This window comes from Polaribacter pectinis (assembly GCF_014352875.1).
GTDB classification, from domain to species: domain Bacteria; phylum Bacteroidota; class Bacteroidia; order Flavobacteriales; family Flavobacteriaceae; genus Polaribacter; species Polaribacter pectinis.
Map to the genome: position 1 here is coordinate 2,814,023 of NZ_CP060695.1, position 18,079 is coordinate 2,832,101.

The 18,079-nt window shown below is 28.5% G+C and carries 18 protein-coding genes; 7 read left to right on the plus strand and 11 right to left on the minus strand.

Annotated features, from left to right (window positions below; translation table 11 throughout):
• Positions 1-21: 21 nt before the first annotated feature.
• The 4 genes from H9W90_RS12675 to gltX form a co-directional block, all read right to left on the minus strand.
• Entirely contained in the window at positions 22-882 is an 861-nt protein-coding gene (locus tag H9W90_RS12675) for a LytR/AlgR family response regulator transcription factor (protein ID WP_187481954.1), read from the minus strand.
• 6 nt (positions 883-888) lie between these two features.
• On the minus strand, positions 889-1,749 hold the full coding sequence (locus H9W90_RS12680; protein ID WP_187481955.1) for a LytTR family transcriptional regulator DNA-binding domain-containing protein: 861 nt from the start codon (positions 1,747-1,749) through the stop codon (positions 889-891).
• A 79-nt stretch (positions 1,750-1,828) separates the two neighbouring features.
• Positions 1,829-2,752 (minus strand): SPFH domain-containing protein, encoded by a 924-nt coding sequence (locus H9W90_RS12685; RefSeq protein ID WP_187481956.1) that lies wholly within the window; start codon positions 2,750-2,752, stop codon positions 1,829-1,831.
• Positions 2,753-2,905: 153 nt separating this feature from the next.
• Positions 2,906-4,426 carry a glutamate--tRNA ligase gene (gene gltX / locus H9W90_RS12690; RefSeq protein WP_187481957.1) on the minus strand — a complete coding sequence of 507 codons (1,521 nt, stop codon included), beginning with the start codon at positions 4,424-4,426 and terminating at the stop codon, positions 2,906-2,908.
• Between the two features lie 124 nt (positions 4,427-4,550).
• Here gltX and H9W90_RS12695 point away from each other — a divergent pair, with 124 nt between their 5' ends.
• Positions 4,551-5,090, plus strand: a complete 540-nt coding sequence (locus H9W90_RS12695; protein WP_187481958.1) for a hypothetical protein — start codon at positions 4,551-4,553, stop codon at positions 5,088-5,090.
• A gap of 75 nt (positions 5,091-5,165) precedes the next feature.
• Here the strand turns inward: H9W90_RS12695 and H9W90_RS12700 are convergent, their stop codons facing one another.
• Positions 5,166-5,999 carry a hypothetical protein gene (locus tag H9W90_RS12700; RefSeq protein WP_187481959.1) on the minus strand — a complete coding sequence of 278 codons (834 nt, stop codon included), beginning with the start codon at positions 5,997-5,999 and terminating at the stop codon, positions 5,166-5,168.
• A gap of 112 nt (positions 6,000-6,111) precedes the next feature.
• Between H9W90_RS12700 and H9W90_RS12705 the strand changes: the two genes are divergently transcribed.
• The 4 genes from H9W90_RS12705 to H9W90_RS12720 all read left to right on the plus strand — a co-directional run bounded on the left by H9W90_RS12705 (position 6,112) and on the right by H9W90_RS12720 (position 12,828).
• Positions 6,112-9,570: a DUF4175 family protein gene (locus tag H9W90_RS12705; protein WP_187481960.1), complete on the plus strand. Its 3,459-nt coding sequence runs from the start codon at positions 6,112-6,114 to the stop codon at positions 9,568-9,570.
• A complete protein-coding gene (gene ybeY, locus H9W90_RS12710) occupies positions 9,567-9,980 on the plus strand; it encodes an rRNA maturation RNase YbeY (RefSeq protein ID WP_187481961.1) in 414 nt (137 codons plus the stop codon). Before H9W90_RS12705 ends, ybeY begins: the two co-directional genes overlap by 4 nt.
• Positions 9,981-10,024: 44 nt before the next feature.
• Positions 10,025-11,902, plus strand: coding sequence for a tRNA uridine-5-carboxymethylaminomethyl(34) synthesis enzyme MnmG (mnmG, locus tag H9W90_RS12715; RefSeq protein WP_187481962.1), 1,878 nt, complete (start codon positions 10,025-10,027; stop codon positions 11,900-11,902).
• A 68-nt stretch (positions 11,903-11,970) separates the two neighbouring features.
• The gene (locus H9W90_RS12720; RefSeq protein WP_187481963.1) at positions 11,971-12,828 is read left to right on the plus strand and encodes a class I SAM-dependent methyltransferase; all 858 of its coding nucleotides are present in this window, start codon (positions 11,971-11,973) and stop codon (positions 12,826-12,828) included.
• A gap of 142 nt (positions 12,829-12,970) precedes the next feature.
• Here the strand turns inward: H9W90_RS12720 and H9W90_RS12725 are convergent, their stop codons facing one another.
• The 6 genes from H9W90_RS12725 to panB all read right to left on the minus strand — a co-directional run bounded on the left by H9W90_RS12725 (position 12,971) and on the right by panB (position 16,867).
• Positions 12,971-13,369 carry a DoxX family membrane protein gene (locus tag H9W90_RS12725; protein WP_187481964.1) on the minus strand — a complete coding sequence of 133 codons (399 nt, stop codon included), beginning with the start codon at positions 13,367-13,369 and terminating at the stop codon, positions 12,971-12,973.
• Between the two features lie 24 nt (positions 13,370-13,393).
• A complete protein-coding gene (locus H9W90_RS12730) occupies positions 13,394-13,831 on the minus strand; it encodes a hypothetical protein (protein ID WP_187481965.1) in 438 nt (145 codons plus the stop codon).
• Between the two features lie 26 nt (positions 13,832-13,857).
• Complete coding sequence (locus H9W90_RS12735; protein WP_187481966.1) at positions 13,858-14,244, minus strand: VOC family protein; 387 nt, start codon at positions 14,242-14,244, stop codon at positions 13,858-13,860.
• A gap of 1 nt (position 14,245) precedes the next feature.
• Complete coding sequence (locus H9W90_RS12740; protein WP_187481967.1) at positions 14,246-14,704, minus strand: DUF1801 domain-containing protein; 459 nt, start codon at positions 14,702-14,704, stop codon at positions 14,246-14,248.
• A gap of 24 nt (positions 14,705-14,728) precedes the next feature.
• The gene (locus tag H9W90_RS12745; protein ID WP_187481968.1) at positions 14,729-15,667 is read right to left on the minus strand and encodes a 2-hydroxyacid dehydrogenase; all 939 of its coding nucleotides are present in this window, start codon (positions 15,665-15,667) and stop codon (positions 14,729-14,731) included.
• A gap of 381 nt (positions 15,668-16,048) precedes the next feature.
• Positions 16,049-16,867, minus strand: a complete 819-nt coding sequence (panB, locus tag H9W90_RS12750; RefSeq protein WP_088352507.1) for a 3-methyl-2-oxobutanoate hydroxymethyltransferase — start codon at positions 16,865-16,867, stop codon at positions 16,049-16,051.
• A 136-nt stretch (positions 16,868-17,003) separates the two neighbouring features.
• Here panB and H9W90_RS12755 point away from each other — a divergent pair, with 136 nt between their 5' ends.
• Together H9W90_RS12755 and H9W90_RS12760 are read left to right on the plus strand one after the other, a co-directional pair.
• Entirely contained in the window at positions 17,004-17,483 is a 480-nt protein-coding gene (locus H9W90_RS12755; RefSeq protein ID WP_187481969.1) for a nuclear transport factor 2 family protein, read from the plus strand.
• A 27-nt stretch (positions 17,484-17,510) separates the two neighbouring features.
• On the plus strand, positions 17,511-18,077 hold the full coding sequence (locus tag H9W90_RS12760) for a sigma-70 family RNA polymerase sigma factor (RefSeq protein WP_187481970.1): 567 nt from the start codon (positions 17,511-17,513) through the stop codon (positions 18,075-18,077).
• The last annotated feature ends 2 nt before the right edge of the window (positions 18,078-18,079 follow it).

Sequence of the window (18,079 nt, forward strand, 5' to 3'; positions counted from 1 at the left end):
AATTCAGCTTAATTATTATAATTATTTTATCATATTTAAAAGTTCTTTTTTAGAGAATTTTCTTGAAATGGGTATTAGATTGGTAAAGTTATTAGAATTTAAGTAATATCCTCTGGCATTTCCAGAAACACTGTCTATAAAATTTGTATTTATTATATAAGATTTATGACATCTAACAATATTAGTATATGTTTTTAAGCTATTTTGTACTTTAGTTAAAGTACTTCTAATTACTTTTTCTTCTATTGTATTTTCTTTTTTTAAATGAAAACTTACATAATTACCTTGTGATGAAATATATAAAAGTTCATTAAATGTAAATAGAATACTTTCATTATTATTATCACCAAAAATTTCTACTACATTGTTTTGTTTTTCTAAAGCTTTTGGTGTTTTAGAACTCATTATTTCTTTAGAAGTTTTTTCTTTCTTAATGCTATAAATTCTTTCAATTGTAAAAGTTAGAATTATAATAGGAAAAAATGAAAGAGCAGCTGTGTACAAGAAAAAATCTAATGGAGATTTTGTTGTTATTTCACCCCTAATTAGCGTATTATAGTACCAATTACCAAGACTTATAAAAATAGTTACAAAAAATAAAAACAAGATGTTTTTACCTACAGTCCAATTTTCATTTTTAAATGTTTTTTTAAAATATAAAGGACAAAAAACAAAAAATAATAGATGAATTAAAAAACTTACAATACCAAAACCACCAGCATATAAATAAATATTATGATCTAAATTTTGAATGCCAAAAGGTTGAAAAGTTAATAAAAAAAGAAAAATAAAAAAACCCAAGCCTAAACCAAGTAAGAAATGAGTTTTAGGTGAAAAATAAAAAAAATAAGGTTTAGAAAGCCAAGTAATTAAAGGTTTCATAGATATTTAATTTATTAATTCTTTTAACTTTTCTATTGGATAACTTCTAGAAACAGGTATTGGTTTTGACATTTTTTTAGATTCTAAAAAATAACCTCTTGCGTTTCCAGAAATAGAATCCATAAATTTAGTATTAATAATATAAGATTTATGGCATTTTATAATATTAGAATACTTTTTTAAATTAGAATTTACATTGGTTAATGTATTTCTTAAAATTTTCTCTTCTATACCTTTATCTGTACTGATATAAAAACACACGTAATTTCCTTGAGAATTAATATAGACAAGATTATCTAAATTAAAAGTGATGTTTTCTTTATTATTATCTCCAATTATTTTTATGCTTTCATTTTTAACTTCAACTGGAGTTGAAACTTTAAAAGCCATAATATTAGAAGAAACTTTTTCTCTTTTTTGTCTATAAAAATATTCACTAAAATAAGTGAATATAAAAATAGGGAAAATAGATATAGTATAGGTATATGTAAATATTTTCTCTAATGTTAACAACTCTGTATTTTCTGTATTTTGAAACTTGTTATTATACAACCAATTACAAAGACTTATACAACTAACTAAAAGTAAAAGAAATAAAATATTCTTACCAATGGTCCAATTTTCATCTCTAAAATAATTTTTAAAAATTAAAGGAATTAAGACAAATAATATAGCTTGTGTGCTAAAAGTAACAAGGCCAAAACCTAGAGAATATAAAAATAAATTACCACCTAAATTAGCCATGCCAAATGGTTGAAATAGGTATATAAAAAGGAAGATAAAAAAACCAACTCCAAAAGCTAAACTTAAATGAACTTTTGGAGGTAATTCAAAAAAATAAGGTTTTTTAATCCATTTTAAAATCACGTATATCAATTTTACAAGGGTTCCAGAAATAGCCGTAATAACTTAAATGAGCTGTTAAAGATTTATTTTTTATAGGTAATTAATCTTTTTTCTTTGGTTTTGTATTTTTCATAGCTTCACCAATTTGGTTACTTGCTGTAAAACTAGCTACCATATCATTTAGCATTTGACTTCCTGCTTGTGGTGAATTTGGTAATAAAATTAAGTTACTGTTTGTTTCTTGTCCTAAAGATTGTAGAGTGTCATAATGCTGCGTTACAACTATTAAAGCAGATGCTTCTTGAGAATTAATACCAACTTGGTTTAAAACTTCTACAGACTCTTCTAAACCACGTGCAATTTCACGTCTTTGGTCTGCAATACCTTGTCCTTGTAAGCGTTTGCTTTCTGCTTCTGCTTTTGCACGTTCTACAATTAAAATACGTTGTGCATCTCCTTCATATTGTGCAGCAACTTTTTCTCTTTCAGAAGCATTAATTCTGTTCATAGCTTCCTTTACTTGTCCATCTGGATCTATATCCGTTACTAAAGTTTTAATTATATCAAAACCATAATCAGACATTGCATCATTTAATTCTGCTTTTACAGCTAATGCAATATCATCTTTTTTAACAAATACGTCATCTAATTTCATTTTAGGAACTTCTGCTCTTACTACATCAAAAACATAAGAAGTAATTTGATCATGAGGATAATCTAACTTATAAAAAGCTTCATAAACTTTTTCGCTAATTACTTTGTATTGTACAGATACTTTTAATTTTACAAATACATCATCTAATGTTTTTGTTTCTATAATTACATCTAATTGCTGAATTTTTAAACTTAATCTTCCTGCTATTTTATCAATCAAAGGAATTTTAAATCGTAAACCAGATTCACTAATTGTGTTAAATCTACCAAAACGTTCTAAAATGGCTGCAGATTGTTGTTTTACTGTATAAAATGATGAAAAAATGATAAGTACTCCAAGTACAATAACAATTGGTAAAAAAGGAATCATAGTTATATTTTTTAGTAGTTAATATTAGTTATTTGTAAAGATACTGAATTTAAGAATGTAATTATTTGACGCAAATTATTAAAAATGTTACAATTTAAAAACAAAAAAACCTCTCAAAATACTTGAGAGGTTTCTTTTTCTTCATAAGAAAAACTATAATTTTTCTATTGCGTTTTCTATTCTTTTAATAGTTTCTTCTTTACCAATCATTGCCATTATATCAAACAAATGAGGTCCAGCTAATTTACCAACTAAAGACAAACGTAAAGGTTGCATTACTTTTCCAAAACCAATTTCTTTAGCAGTAATCCATTCTTTAATTTCTTTCTCTGTATTTTCTGATGAAAAATCTTCGATTGAAGAAATAACAATATTTAATTCTTGCATCAATTCAGAAGTTCCTTCCTTCCAGTTTTTCTTTGATGCTTTTGCGTCATATTCAGTTGGAGTTTCAAAAAAGAAAGAAGATAAGCCCCAAAAATCTGTTACAAAAACTGCTCTTTCTTTAATTGAAGAAACTACTTTTTGTACAAATTCTTTGTCTTTGTTTATTCCTTTTTCAGCTAAAATAGGTAGGTATAAATCAGTTAATTCAGTATCAGATTTAGACTGCATGTATTGTTGCTGAAACCAGTTAGTTTTATCCGGATTAAATTTTGCTCCAGATTTACTAACACGTTTTAAATCAAATTCTTGTATTAGGTTTTCTAATGAAAATATTTCTTGTTCTGTTCCAGGATTCCATCCTAAAAAAGCCAACATATTTATAAAAGCATCTGCAAAATAACCATCTTCTTTGTAACCTCTAGAAACATCGTTTGTTTCTTCATTTGTATATGCTAAAGGAAAAACAGGGAAACCTAATTTGTCTCCATCTCGTTTACTTAATTTTCCTTTACCAACAGGTTTTAAAATTAAAGGTAAATGTGCAAATTTTGGAGCATTCCAATCAAAAGCTTTGTACAATAAAACATGTAAAGCCATTGATGGTAACCATTCTTCACCACGAATTACATGGCTAATTTCCATTAAATGATCATCCACAATATTTGCTAAATGATAGGTTGGCATACCATCACTTTTAAATAAAATTTTATCATCTAAAACGTTGGTATCAATTTTAATTTCTCCACGAATTTCGTCATTCATCACCAAAATTTCATCTTGTGGAGATTTAAAACGAATTACATATTTATCGCCATTATTAATTCTGTTTTGTACTTCTTCATCAGTTAAAACCAATGAATTTACCAAACGTCCTTTTGCTCGATTATGCCAATTGTAAATAAAGGTTTTTCCTTCTGCTTCATGACCTTTTCTTTCAGCATCTAATGCTTCAGCAGTATCAAAAGCATAATACGCCCAACCAGAATTTATTAAAATATCTGAATATTGTTTGTATAAATCTTTACGTTCCGATTGTCTGTAAGGACCAAATTTTTCATTTTTTCCTGGACCTTCATCAAAAGGAATATTACACCATTCTAATGAGTCTATTATATATTTTTCTGCGTTTGCAACATAACGTGTTTGGTCTGTGTCTTCTATTCTTAAAATAAAAGTTCCGTTATATTTTTTAGCAAATAAGTAATTGTATAAAGCTGTTCTTACACCTCCAATATGTAAAGGTCCTGTAGGACTTGGTGCAAAACGAACACGAACATTAGATTCCATTTTTTCTATTTTTTTGATGGCGCAAAGATAGTTTTTTATTAGAAGAGGAGAGAAGTTAGAAATAAGAAAAAAGAGATACTTTTCTTAAGAGTTTTAGTACTTTTATTTTTTCAACTATTTATAAATGAATTATAAACCACATTGCGATTTATGCGATCATCAGATTTTAAATTTGAAAGATGGAAATTTATGTGGATTAACAAGAAAAAAACCAGATTTTAATAGAGTTTGTACTAAAATTCGTTTAAATAATAAATTAAAACACAATTTAGAAGAAATTTTAATTGAATTTGAAGAGTTAAAACAATCAAAAAGTAAAGTTTATTTAGGTGTTATTTTTACTTTAATTTTTGGAATTTTTGTAGTCTTTTGTGGTTACTTTTTTTGGAGATTTTTTCTAAATAGAGGGTATGCTTTTTCAAGAGCTTATGTAGAATACTTGTTATTTGTACTAGCTATAGTTTTATCTACTGGTTTTGTATTGATAAAAAAATCTTTTAATAAGTTTAGTTACTATAGAAAAAGTATACAAAATATTAAAGAAGAAAAGGAACATCTTGAATCAATGTTAACATTATATAACAAAAAATACAAGTATAAAATAAAGTTTGGTAAAGAAGTTCATGATGCTCAAGAGGTCTTTTTTGATGTTAAAATTTTTTAAATTTAAATCAAAAAACCCTTCAAATTTTAAAATTTAAAGGATTTAGTTATTTAATTTATTGTTGATAATTGAAATCTAAAAAGTATTAAAAATACCAATAGAAAAAGCAGATTTTTTTGCAACATTATTTCCAAAGAAAGCGTTACCAAAACCGGCAGTAATTCCTAAATCGCACAATTGTAAAATTCCTTTTAATCCATACGCACCATATTCTTGATCGTTAACGTATAACCCAGTATCTAAATTATTTGCAGGTAAAACAACATTTCCGTTTTCGAAAGATTTTACAACATCTACATAACCAATTAACCAAATATTTTTAGATATTTTTCCACCAAACTCACCACCAATTTTAAAATTAGAACTGTAATCATTTGTTCTAATATCTGCACCAATATGTGTTTGTAAAAATGTTTTTCCAAAACTTTTTCCGGCTAAAAATTGAGGAGTAAAAGTAAACGCATCATAACCAGTTCTAATACCTGTTGCATTATCATAAGAACTAGTATTTATTTCTGTTAATAACTGCCCAGCCAAAACCCAACCTTTATTATAAAATTGATGTTTTAATCCTAATTGAATATTTCCAAAAGATGTTTTACTACCAGAGTCTGTACTTGCAATTCCGCCAATAAAATTTGGAGAATCTGCAGTTTTTATAGACTTTAAAGGAACACTAAAAACCAACGAAGTCTTGTCTGTAAACCCATATTCGCCATAAACTTGATAAGTTCTATCTGTTATATTTCTTTCGGTTGTATAATCTGGATCTCCAAAAATTTCATTATAATCAGAAATTGTTGAGTAAGAAAGATTCACAAATAAATCTCCTTTTTCTTTTGTCCAAGGACTTTGTGCAAAAGTTGTAACTGTAAAAATTAAGAGAAGTGCTGTAACTATATTTTTCATAAAATGATGTTTATTAGTTTTTAGTAGTTGTAGGTTTTAATTACTTACAAATTGATTTAACAAATAATTTCATTGAGAATCCTTTCAAAAATACTATTTTTATTAGTTGATTATGAGCGGATTTAAAATTATCGAGAAAAAATTACATCAGTTTACCAGAAAATTCTACGTAAACGAACTTATAAAAGGAAGCATATTATTTCTTTCTTTAGGATTTCTATACCTATTTTTGACCTTATTTTTAGAGTATTTTTTATGGTTAAAACCTACAGCTAGAACTTTTCTTTTTTGGGTTTTTATTGTGGTAGAATTATTTCTATTAATTAGGTTTATTGCGTTTCCTGTTTTTAAATTATTAGGTTTAAGAAAAGGAATTTCTCTAGAAGAATCTTCAAAAATTATTGGAAGTCATTTTCCAGAAGTAAAAGACAAATTATTAAACGTTTTACAATTAAAAGAAACTGTAAATCAATCTGATTTATTATTGGCAAGTATCAACCAAAAATCTGAAGAATTACAACCAATTCCGTTTGTAAAAGCAGTAGATTTTAAGAAGAATACCAAGTATTTAAAATATGCAGTTGTACCAGTTTTAATTTGGTTAATAGTCTTAATATCAGGTAATAATGGTATTTTTACTCAAAGTTTAAAACGTGTTGTAAACCATAGAACTGTTTATAATCCTCCAGCACCATTTTCTTTTTCTTTGCTTAATAATAGCTTACAAGTTGTTCAAGGAAAATCTATTAAAATCGATATAAATACAGATGGAAAAGTTTTGCCAACTGAAGCAAAAATAATTTTCGAAAATCAAGAATATTACCTTCAAAATAATGGAAATGGAACTTTTTCTTATGTGTTTTCTGATGTTCAAAAACCCATTACTTTCTTTGTTGAAGCAAATGGAATTCAATCTGAAGGTTATCAAATAAAGGTAATAAACACGCCAACAATTAATAATATTTCTCTACAATTAAATTACCCAAGATATGTTGGTAAGCGTAATGAAACCATTCAAAATACTGGAAATATAATTGTACCAGAAGGAACTAGAATTACATGGAAAGTGCAAGCCTCACAAACAGATTCTGTTGCTTTTATCAATAATGAAAATAGAACGCTTTTTAAAAATATGTCGAAATCTAATTTCGAATTTGCAAAATATATTAGAAACGCTCTTAATTATCAAATAACATCTTCTAACAGTAATCTTCGAGATTATGAAAATTTACAGTTTTCTGTAGGAACCATAAAAGATGAAGTTCCTACGATTTCTGTACAATCAAATATCGATAGCATTTCACGTGGTACAGCACAATTTGGTGGTCAAATTTCTGATGATTATGGTTTAAATAAATTGCAAATTGTTTATTATGATGAAGACAATTCTCAAGATCAAAAAACATTCGATTTACAAATAACCAAAGAAAATATTCAAACTTTTTTCTATCAATTTCCTGATGGATTAAATTTAAAATCAGGAATTAATTATGAAATCTTTTTTCAGGTTTTTGATAATGATGCTGTAAACGGAAATAAAAAAGCAAAAAGTAAAGTTTTTAATTACAGACAAAAAACTACAGAAGAAGTAGAAGAGGAGTTGTTGCAAGAACAGAGAAATACCATAAATGATATGGAAAACTCAATTCAGAAACAGCAGAAACAACAAAAAGAGTTAGAGAGTATTCAGCAGAATCTTCAAAATAAAAAGAACATTAGTTGGAACGATAAGAAAAAGATAGAAACTTTTATAAAGCGTCAGAATCAATACAAACAAATGATGCAACGTCAAACAGATAAATTAAAAGAAAATCTAGACGAAAAAAAGGAGGAAAGTGAGAACCTTCAAAATAAAAAAGAAGAATTAAAAAAACGAATCGAAGAATTAAAAAAGATTGATAAGCAGCAAAAGTTATTAGATGAAATTGCTAAAATGGCTGATAAGATTAAGAAAGAAGATTTAGTTAAAAAAGCCAAAGAATTAGCACAGCAAAACAAACAACAAAGAAGAAGTTTAGAGCGTATTTTAGAATTGACCAAGCGTTTTTATGTGGAACAAAAAACCATGCAAATTGCTAATAAGTTAGATGAGTTAGCCAAAAAACAGGAAGAGTTACAAAACAAAGAAGAGAATACTTTAGAAGCTCAAAAAGAAATTAAGAAAGAGTTTAACGAAATTAAAAAAGAATTAGAAGAACTTAATAAAGATAATGAGAAGTTAAAAGAACCAATGGAAATGCCAGATGTGGAAGATGAAAAAGAAGATGTAGATAAGGAACTTAATAATTCTGAAAAAAGTTTAGATAAGCAAGACAAAAATGCTGCAAAAAGCAGTCAGAAAAAGTCATCTAAAAAGATGAAAGAAATGAGTGCTAAAATGCAAAAAGCTATGATGGATATGGAAGGAGATTCTATTGAAGAAAACATGGATGATTTGCGTAAAATTTTAGAAAACCTTGTAACCTTTTCTTTTAAACAAGAAAACTTAATGAACAAGTTTAGCGAGACTTCTACTTCACATCCAGACTTTGGTAAAGACTTAAAAAAGCAAAATGATATAAGAACTTATTTCGAACATATAGATGACAGTTTGTATGTTTTATCTATGAGGCTTCCAAAAATTTCGGCAACAATTCAAGACGATTTATCTACAACACATTATAATTTAGAACAATCTTTAGAAAATTTTTCTGAAAATAGATTCGACAATGGTATTTCTAACCAACGTTATGTAATGACTTCCACTAACAATTTAGCAGACTATTTAAGTAATATGTTAAATAGCATGAAAAATGCTTCCATGAAAATTGGGAAAGGAAAAAAAGGAAAATCAGGAGGTTTTAGTTTACCAGACATTATTAAAAAACAAGGAGAGCTTTCAGAAAAGATGAAAGAAGGAATGAAAAAAGGTCAAAAACCAGGACAGAAACCAGGTGAAGGTCAAAAAGGTGGAAAAGAAGGTAAAAAGCCTGGTGAAAAAGGTGAATCTGGTAAAACAGGAGAAAGTGGTAAAAGTGGCGAGAATGGAAAAACTGGTGAGAAAGGGAAAGATGGTAAAGGAGGAAAGTCTGGAGAAAATGGAAAAGAAGGAGGAAAAGGTAATGGAGAAGGTAATGGTGAAAATGATGATTTAGATGGAGAATTATATGAAATATATAAACAACAAAGTCAATTAAGACAGCAATTACAAGAAGCTATAAAGGAAAGTGAAAGCGAATCTGGTAACCCAAATGGAAATGGAGATGCTAAAAAAGCATTAAAAACTATGGAACAGTTAGAAAATGAAATTTTAGAAAAAGGATTCAATGCTGTAACGCTTCAAAAAATGCAAACATTAAATTACGAATTGTTAAAGTTAGACAAAGCTGCTTTAGAACAAGGAAAAGATAAAAAAAGAAAATCCACAACAAATTCTAAAGAATTTCAACGTAATAAAATTAAGGAAATTGAGTTTAAAAAGTTGTTCTATAATCAATCAGAAATATTAAACAGACAATCATTACCTTTGCAGCAAAATTATAAGAAAAAGGTTCGAGAATATTTTTCTGAACCAGAGAAAAAAGAGAAATGATAACGTTTAATTATGAGACAGATTTTCAAATTTCTAATGAGCAAATTTTAGAAAATTGGATAGAAAGTATTATTGTAAACCACGATTGTGAAGTTGGAGAAATCAACTATATTTTTTGTGATGATTCTTATCTTCATAAGTTAAATGTTGAGTTTTTAAATCACGATACTTTAACAGATATTATTAGTTTCGATAATTCTTTAGGAAAGCTTATTAATGGAGATATTTATATTTCTGTAGAAAGGGTAGAAGACAATTCTAAAGATTTTAAAGTTTCTTTTGAAGAAGAATTACACAGAGTAATGATACATGGTGTTTTACATTATGTAGGTTTTAAAGATAAGTCTGAAGAAGATCAAAATGAAATGACAAAGCAAGAAAATATTGCTTTATCTTTGTTAAAAAATTGATATTCAGTTAATTAAATATTAAGTTTCACGTGGAACTATAAAAAATGAGTTTATTTACAACAACATTTGACGTAATAGTAGTTGGTGGAGGTCACGCAGGAAGCGAGGCTGCTGCAGCAAGTGCAAATATGGGTGCACATACTTTATTAATTACAATGAATTTGCAAAACATTGCGCAGATGAGTTGTAACCCTGCAATGGGTGGAATTGCAAAAGGACAAATCGTTCGCGAGATTGATGCTTTAGGTGGTTATAGTGGAATTGTTACAGACAAAACTGCCATTCAATTTAAGATGTTGAATAAATCTAAAGGACCTGCAATGTGGAGTCCAAGAGCACAATCTGACAGAATGCAGTTTGCAGAATGTTGGCGAACAATGTTAGAGCAAACAGAAAATTTAGACTTTTATCAAGATTCTGTAAATGGTTTATTGTTTGATGAAAATAAGATTATTGGAGTAAAAACTGCATTAGGTTTAGAGATAAAAGCAAAGACCGTAATTATAACTGCAGGAACTTTTTTAAACGGATTAATTCATATTGGTGATAAAAGTTTTGGTGGTGGTAGAGCAGGTGAAGGAGCATCAACAGGAATTACAGAAGACCTTGTAAAAAAAGGTTTCGAATCTGGAAGAATGAAAACAGGAACTCCTCCAAGAGTTGATGGACGATCTTTAGATTATTCTAAAATGATTGAACAACCTGGAGATGAAATCACAGAGAAATTTTCTTATTTACCAACCTCAAAAGCATTAAAAGAACAACGTTCTTGTTGGTTAACATATACAAATTTAGATGTACATGATTCTTTGCGAGAAGGTTTCGATCGTTCACCAATGTTTAACGGTAGAATACAATCTACAGGTCCAAGATATTGTCCTTCAATTGAAGATAAAATAGATCGTTTTGCTACGAAAGATAGACACCAGATTTTTGTAGAACCAGAAGGTTGGACAACTTGTGAAATGTATGTAAATGGATTTTCGACTTCTCTTCCAGAAGATATTCAAGACAAAGCAATAAGGTCTATTGAAGGTTTTGAAAACGTGAAGTTTTTAAGATATGGTTATGCAATTGAATATGATTTTTTTCAACCAACTCAACTAACGCATTCTTTAGAAACCAAGTTGATTGAGAACTTGTTTTTTGCTGGACAAATTAACGGTACAACTGGTTATGAAGAAGCTGCTGCGCAAGGTTTAATGGCTGGTGTAAATGCAGCTTTAAAAACTCAAGGAAAAGCACCTTTTATATTAAAAAGAAACGAAGCTTATATTGGAGTTTTGGTTGATGATTTAATTACTAAAGGAACAGAAGAGCCTTATAGAATGTTTACTTCTCGTGCAGAATATAGAACCTTGTTAAGGCAAGATAATGCAGATTTAAGATTAACTCCTATAGGTTTTGAACTTGGTTTAGCATCTAAAGAAAGGTTAGAAAGAGTTCAAGAAAAGAAAAGAAAATCTGAATTGTTGATTAAGTTTTTAAATGAAACTAGCGTAAAGCAAGATGAAATTAATCCTATTCTAGAAGCAAAGAATTTGGCTTTAATTAATCAATCTATGAAACTCTATAAGATCGCAGCTAGACCTCAATTAGATTTTTCCGACTTTAAATCCGTAAAAAAATTAGCTTCATCTATAGAAGAAAATAACATAGATGAAGAGATAATTGTTCAGGCAGAAATACATCTAAAATATTCTGGATATATAGAAAAAGAAAAGAATAATGCAGATAAATTGAACAGGTTAGAAAATGTTATTATTCCATCTAATTTTAATTATGAAAAAGTAAAATCGCTTTCATTTGAAGCTACTGAAAAATTGAATAAAATTAAACCAACATCAATATCGCAAGCTAGTAGAATTAGCGGAGTTTCCCCCAGTGATATTTCTGTTCTTTTAGTTTATATGGGTAGATAGCTTGTCTGCGAATTTGCTATTGTTCCTCGTGGAACAATCACAAGAAAAGAAAAAAGAAAAAGTAAATAATGGGGAAAGAAAAAGAATTCTACAAAGGCTTACAACCTTTTTTAAGTTGTAAAGATTATACAGTTTCTGGAGAAAGTTATGAGGTAATGATTAATCAATCTTATGAGATGTTGGTTACTTCACCTGTTCCAGTAGATTTAGAAAACTACTACGAAAGCGAAGATTATATATCTCACACAGATTCTAAAAAATCAGTATTTGATAAAGTATATCATGGTGTCAAAAATTACACATTAAAGAAAAAACTACGCTTAATTAATTCTTTTAAAACTGAAGAAAAAAATCTTTTAGATATTGGAGCAGGTACAGGAGATTTTTTAAATGTTTGTAAAAATAAAGGTTGGAGTATTTCTGGAGTAGAACCAAACATTAATGCAATTAATATTGCTGCAGGTAAAGGTGTTTTTTTAAAAGAAGAACTCTCTGAACTTAAAGATGAAAAATTTAATGTAATTACACTTTGGCATGTTTTAGAACATGTAGAAAATTTAAAAGAATATATTGCTACTTTAAAACAAATGCTTTCTAAAAACGGTAGAATAATTGTTGCTGTACCCAATTACAAAAGTTACGATGCAAAATATTATAAAGAGTATTGGGCAGCTTTTGATGTTCCAAGACACTTATGGCATTTTTCTCAATGTTCGATTCATAAGTTATTTTCTGAAGTAGAAATGATTGTTGAAGATACGTTGCCAATGAAATTCGATTCTTATTATGTTTCACTTTTAAGTGAAAAATATAAATCAGGAAAAATGAATCCGATTAAAGGGTTTTATCGTGGTTTGCTATCAAATTTAAAAGCAAATAGTACTTCACAGTACTCTTCACTAATCTATGTGATTAAAAACCTTTAAAAAGTCTTTTAATCACGTTTATTGAGTTTTATAATAAGATAATTAGGAAATACATTAAGAAAATAAGAAAACCTCTTAAAACGCATGTTTTAAGAGGTTTTTTAATAAATATAATTTATAAGTTAGTTAAATTAAATAGTTTTTAGCTATTTAATAAAAATACACCAAAGACTGATATAATAAAATAGACAGCTAAAGACATCGCTCCTGCATAATCTTTTGCCAAACGTTGTCCTATTAATAAGAAAATTAAAGTTACAGCAGAAAGCTCAACTCCAAGTATAGCAATTTCCATTGCTCCAGAAGTATAAATTTGATACACACCAACAATCATTAAAATTCCGGCGATAACTTCTATAATTAAAATAATTGCTAATAATAACGGAACGCTATTTTTTAATGGAGAATTTTCGAAGTGTTGTGTTATAAAAGAAACATTTCCATTCCAATCTAAAAGTTTGTCTATTCCAGATTGAATAAAAGTAACAATTAAAAAAAATAGAATTAATATTTCTGCAGGATGATCTGAAAATAATATCATAAGTTTTTATTGATTTTAAGTTGATTATTTTCCAAACAAACGTTGAAAGAAACTTTTTGTTTTTGTGGTTGCTTCTTTAATTTCTTCCTTTGCATCTTCCGCTAAATCTGCCAAATTTTCTGCTGCTTCACTTGCAAATTCAGACGCTTTCTCTTTCACATCATCAAACATTTCTCCAGCATCTTCTGCAAAATCACTTACTTTTTCTTTTGCTTCGTCTGAATATTCGCTGAATTTCTCCTTCACCTTATCCATATTTTCATCAGAAAAAGTTTCGTTTATTTTCTCTTTTGCAGCATCAAAAGTCTTGGTGGCATCTTCTTTAAATTCAACAGCTTTTTCTGTAGCAGAATCTTTAATTTCATTTGCTTTTTCCTTTAAACTATCTAATGTTTCTTTAGATTCTTCAGAAATTGTTTTCTTTATTTCTTTTGGTTGTAATTTTTCTTCTTTATTTGACATAATTAATTGATTGTTAGTTTTTTATATTATTTAAAAGCTTGATCTATTGGTTCCCAAAGCTCTATTTTATTTCCTTCATTATCTAAAATCCAACCGAATTTTCCATAATCGTAGGTTTCCATTTCTCCAAAAATAGTAACACCTTCTTTTTTAAGTTCGGCTAATAATTCAACTAAATTTTCAACCCTATAATTAAACATAAAGTCCTTTTTTGAGGGTTCGAAATATTTGGTGTCTTTTGCAAACGGACTCCATTGAGTAGATGCGTCTTTTCCTTTTGTATCTTTCCACCAAAAAGTAGAACCATAATCATCTGTATTAAAACCCAAATGTTTTTTATACCAATCTTTAGATGCTTTTGGATCTTCAGATTTAAAAAATAATCCGCCAATTCCTGTAACTCTGTTTTTCATTTTATTTCTTTTTAATGTTCGTTTCATAGATCTCAACCCATTCTTTTACAGATAATTTTTTACATAATTCTGCAATTAAATCATAAGGAATATCATCTACTTTTTTAAAACGGATGCAACTTTTTCCCATATCTAATTTTCGAGAATTGTGTTTTGGATACTCATTTACAAACCAATCATGGATTTCTGGAACTGCATAAATTCCACTATGATATAAATTAATGGAGTTTTTTTGAGAAGCAAAACTCATAAAAGGCAAAGGTTCTTCAGGTTTACAATGATAACCATCTGGATAAATTTCATGTGGAACATAATATCCAATCATTCCATATTGCATGCCTTCCTCAAAGTCTTTTGGTAGGTTTTTTTGGATGGTTTCTCTTAACTTTTTAAGCCCTTCTTGTCTTTCTTCAGGAGCTTGACTAATGTAATCTTCAGGAGAATTTGCTTTGTATTGCATGACTTTAGGTTTTAAGCCAACAAGTTAACAAAATTTTACTTTTATTTTATCGACAATTGTTTGCGCTAGTTTTTCCTTGCTTTCAACAGTCCAACCAGCAACATGTGGAGAGAGAATTACGTTCTCTGAATTGATTAAATAATTAAAAGCATCTGGCATTTTATCATCAGAAAAAAGGTTTTCAAAAGAGGTTTTTTCATACTCTAAAACATCTAATCCAGCACCTAAAATTTTACCAGTTTTTAAAGCTGAAACCAAATCTTTTGTAACTACAGATGTTCCACGTGCAGTATTTATCAACCAGAAATTCTTTTTAAAACTATTGATAAATTTCGCATTTACCATGTTTTTTGTGAGGTTAGTTTGTGGCGTGTGTAAACTTAAAACATCAGCATTTTCTTGTAACTCTTGCAACGAAACTTGCATACAATTTTCATCGCCAACATTTGGTTTTAAATCGTAACAAAGAACATTTACATCGAAACCACGCAATTTTTTTGCGAAAGATTTTCCCATGTTTCCATAACCAATTAAACCAACCGTTTTTCCATCGAGTTCTATTCCGCGATTTTCTTCACGCAACCATTTTCCGTTTCTAACTTCTTTATCGGCTTTATTCAATTTATTAAAAAGCGATAATAACATTCCTAAAGAATGTTCGCCAACTGCATTTCTATTTCCTTCTGGTGCAGCAATTAATTCGATATTTTTAGATGTTGCATAGGCACAATCGATATTTTCTAAACCAGCACCAACTCTTCCAATAAACTTCAGATTTGTAGCTTTGTCGAGGAAGTTTTTATCAATAGAAAACCTACTTCTAATTATAAAACCATCGTAATTATGAATTTTAGCTTCAATTTCTTCTTTTGAAGACGTGTAATTTTCATCATTTGTGAAACCCAACTCACAGAGTTGTTTAAGTAGAAGAGGGTGATTTGTGTCTAAATGGAGAATTTTCATCTGTATTATACTTTTTTTTTTGACCACATAGAAATATAGTCAACATAGATTTAATGTGTTTTCACTCTTAAAGAATTACTAATAAATAACTCTATAAAATTAGTTAATCCATTTTTTAATAATTAAAAATAAAGCACCAATAGGAAAGAGATATATGGCATAAAACTTAAAGAATTTCAAAAAAATGTTTAACAATGGTGAGAAAGAATTATTTTTTTCTTCTGTTAAATGAGATACCTTTTTTGATATAAAACCAAAACATATCCGCACAAAAGGAATTAATAATAGATAAATTACAGTAAAATAAATTTTCTCTGATATTTCCATTTTATATTTTTTCCAACAACAGTTCCTTCCCTTTGGGAAGGTTAGGATGGGCTTTTAATACTGCTCCTTATCACTTGGAAAATCGCCACTTTTAACATCAGTAATATAGCTTTCAAAAGCGCCAGTCATATCTTTATATAAATCTAAATATCTACGTAAAAAACGAGGATGAAATTCGTGTGTCATTCCAATCATATCATGGGTAACTAAAACTTGTCCATCAACACCATTTCCAGCGCCAATTCCAATTACAGGAATAGAAATTGCATCTGCAACTTGCTTTGCTAATTTTGCAGGAACTTTCTCTAAAACAATGGCAAAACAACCAATTCTTTCGAGCATTAAAGCATCTTCCATTAATTGTTCTGCTTCTTCTTCCTCTTTAGCTCTAACAGTATACGTTCCGAATTTATAAATAGATTGTGGCGTTAAACCCAAATGGCCCATTACAGGAATTCCGGCATTTAAAATACGTTTTATAGATTCTTTTACTTCCTTTCCACCTTCTAATTTTATAGAATGTCCTCCAGATTCTTTCATAATTCGAATCGCAGAACGCAAGGCTTCTTTTGGGTCCGATTGGTAACTTCCGAAAGGTAAATCTACCACAACCAAACAACGTTCAATTGCTCTAACCACAGAACTTGCATGATAAATCATTTGATCTAAAGTAATTGGCAACGTAGTTTCATGTCCAGCCATAACATTAGAAGCAGAATCGCCAACTAATAAAACGTCAATTCCTGCACTATCTAAAATTTTTGCCATGGTATAATCATAGGCAGTTAGCATAGAGATTTTCTCTCCATTTGCTTTCATATCCACCAAAGATTTTACAGTTACACGTTTATATTGCTTTTTAGCTGTAGACATATTTTTAAGTTTTTAATTCTGGTAAAAGTAAGAAAAAGCAATAGATGTATTACAAGTTAATATTTAGTTAATCTTAAACAGATGTATTCTTTCAATGCTTTTTTTGATTAATTTTAGAAATTATAATTCAATTTTTATGACGAGAATTCTAATTTTATTGATTGCTTTTGTCTTATCAACCCAAATAAATGCGCAAGAAAACAATGAAGAAAAAGCGATAAAAAAGGTAATAGAAACTTTCTTTGATGGTTTACACAAAGGTGATAGTATTGTAATGAAAACAACACTTCATAAAGAGGTTAAAATTCAAACAACAGCTACAAATAAAGAAGGGGAAAAGGTTTTAAAAACAGATAGTTTAAAGAAATTGTTAACTTCTGTTGCCAATAAAAATCCAGAGCATATTTATTTAGAAAAACTAACATCCATAGATATTAGAATTGATGGAAATTTAGCATCAGTTTGGACGCCTTATGAGTTTTATTTCAATGGAAAATTTAGCCATTGTGGTGCAAATTCATTTCAGTTATTTAACAATAACGGAACTTGGCAAATAATTTATTTGGTAGATATGCGAAGAAGAGAAAATTGTGAAGCATTAAAAGAAAAAAAATAGCAGTATATTTGATTTTTAATTTTTTGAATGACAGAGCAAACACACACAATAAATTCTAATAAATGGATAGATAATTACGCAGATTATATGTTTAATTATGCCATTGTGCGTGTAAACGATAGTGATATTGCTAAAGATTTAGTACAAGATACTTTTTTTGCAGGATTAAAATCTGCTAAAAATTTCCAAGGAAAATCAACAGAAAGAACTTGGCTTGTTTCTATTTTAAAGAGAAAAATTATAGACCATTACAGAAAAATAAATTCTAAAAAAGGGAAAGCCGAAGTAAGAATGAATTTTTATGACGATGGTGAGAACGAAGGAAATTGGATTGAAGAACGTGTACCACAAAATTGGGATAACGCTTCAGAAAAAAAAATAGAAACAGAAGAATTAAGAAACCAATTAGAGTCTTGCATAGATGCTTTGCCAGAGAAATATGCAATGGTTTTTAGATTGAAAACAATACAAGAATTTGAAACCGAAGAAATCTGTAAGGAGTTAGATATAACTGCGTCAAATTTATGGGTTATTATACACAGAGCAAGAACACAATTGCGAAAATGTATGGAAGATAACTGGTTTAATAATTAAGA

Bases quoted from the DNA above. Each gene is read 5' to 3' on its own strand.
- H9W90_RS12675 (WP_187481954.1), bottom strand. From the start codon at position 882: ATGAAACCTTTAATTACTTGGCTTTCTAAACCTTATTTTTTTTATTTT.
- H9W90_RS12685 (WP_187481956.1), bottom strand. From the start codon at position 2,752: ATGATTCCTTTTTTACCAATTGTTATTGTACTTGGAGTACTTATCATT.
- gltX (WP_187481957.1), bottom strand. From the start codon at position 4,426: ATGGAATCTAATGTTCGTGTTCGTTTTGCACCAAGTCCTACAGGACCT.
- H9W90_RS12695 (WP_187481958.1), top strand. From the start codon at position 4,551: ATGAATTATAAACCACATTGCGATTTATGCGATCATCAGATTTTAAAT.
- H9W90_RS12700 (WP_187481959.1), bottom strand. From the start codon at position 5,999: ATGAAAAATATAGTTACAGCACTTCTCTTAATTTTTACAGTTACAACT.
- H9W90_RS12705 (WP_187481960.1), top strand. From the start codon at position 6,112: ATGAGCGGATTTAAAATTATCGAGAAAAAATTACATCAGTTTACCAGA.
- ybeY (WP_187481961.1), top strand. From the start codon at position 9,567: ATGATAACGTTTAATTATGAGACAGATTTTCAAATTTCTAATGAGCAA.
- mnmG (WP_187481962.1), top strand. From the start codon at position 10,025: ATGAGTTTATTTACAACAACATTTGACGTAATAGTAGTTGGTGGAGGT.
- H9W90_RS12720 (WP_187481963.1), top strand. From the start codon at position 11,971: ATGGGGAAAGAAAAAGAATTCTACAAAGGCTTACAACCTTTTTTAAGT.
- H9W90_RS12725 (WP_187481964.1), bottom strand. From the start codon at position 13,369: ATGATATTATTTTCAGATCATCCTGCAGAAATATTAATTCTATTTTTT.
- H9W90_RS12730 (WP_187481965.1), bottom strand. From the start codon at position 13,831: ATGTCAAATAAAGAAGAAAAATTACAACCAAAAGAAATAAAGAAAACA.
- H9W90_RS12735 (WP_187481966.1), bottom strand. From the start codon at position 14,244: ATGAAAAACAGAGTTACAGGAATTGGCGGATTATTTTTTAAATCTGAA.
- H9W90_RS12740 (WP_187481967.1), bottom strand. From the start codon at position 14,704: ATGCAATACAAAGCAAATTCTCCTGAAGATTACATTAGTCAAGCTCCT.
- H9W90_RS12745 (WP_187481968.1), bottom strand. From the start codon at position 15,667: ATGAAAATTCTCCATTTAGACACAAATCACCCTCTTCTACTTAAACAA.
- panB (WP_088352507.1), bottom strand. From the start codon at position 16,867: ATGTCTACAGCTAAAAAGCAATATAAACGTGTAACTGTAAAATCTTTG.
- H9W90_RS12755 (WP_187481969.1), top strand. From the start codon at position 17,004: ATGACGAGAATTCTAATTTTATTGATTGCTTTTGTCTTATCAACCCAA.
- H9W90_RS12760 (WP_187481970.1), top strand. From the start codon at position 17,511: ATGACAGAGCAAACACACACAATAAATTCTAATAAATGGATAGATAAT.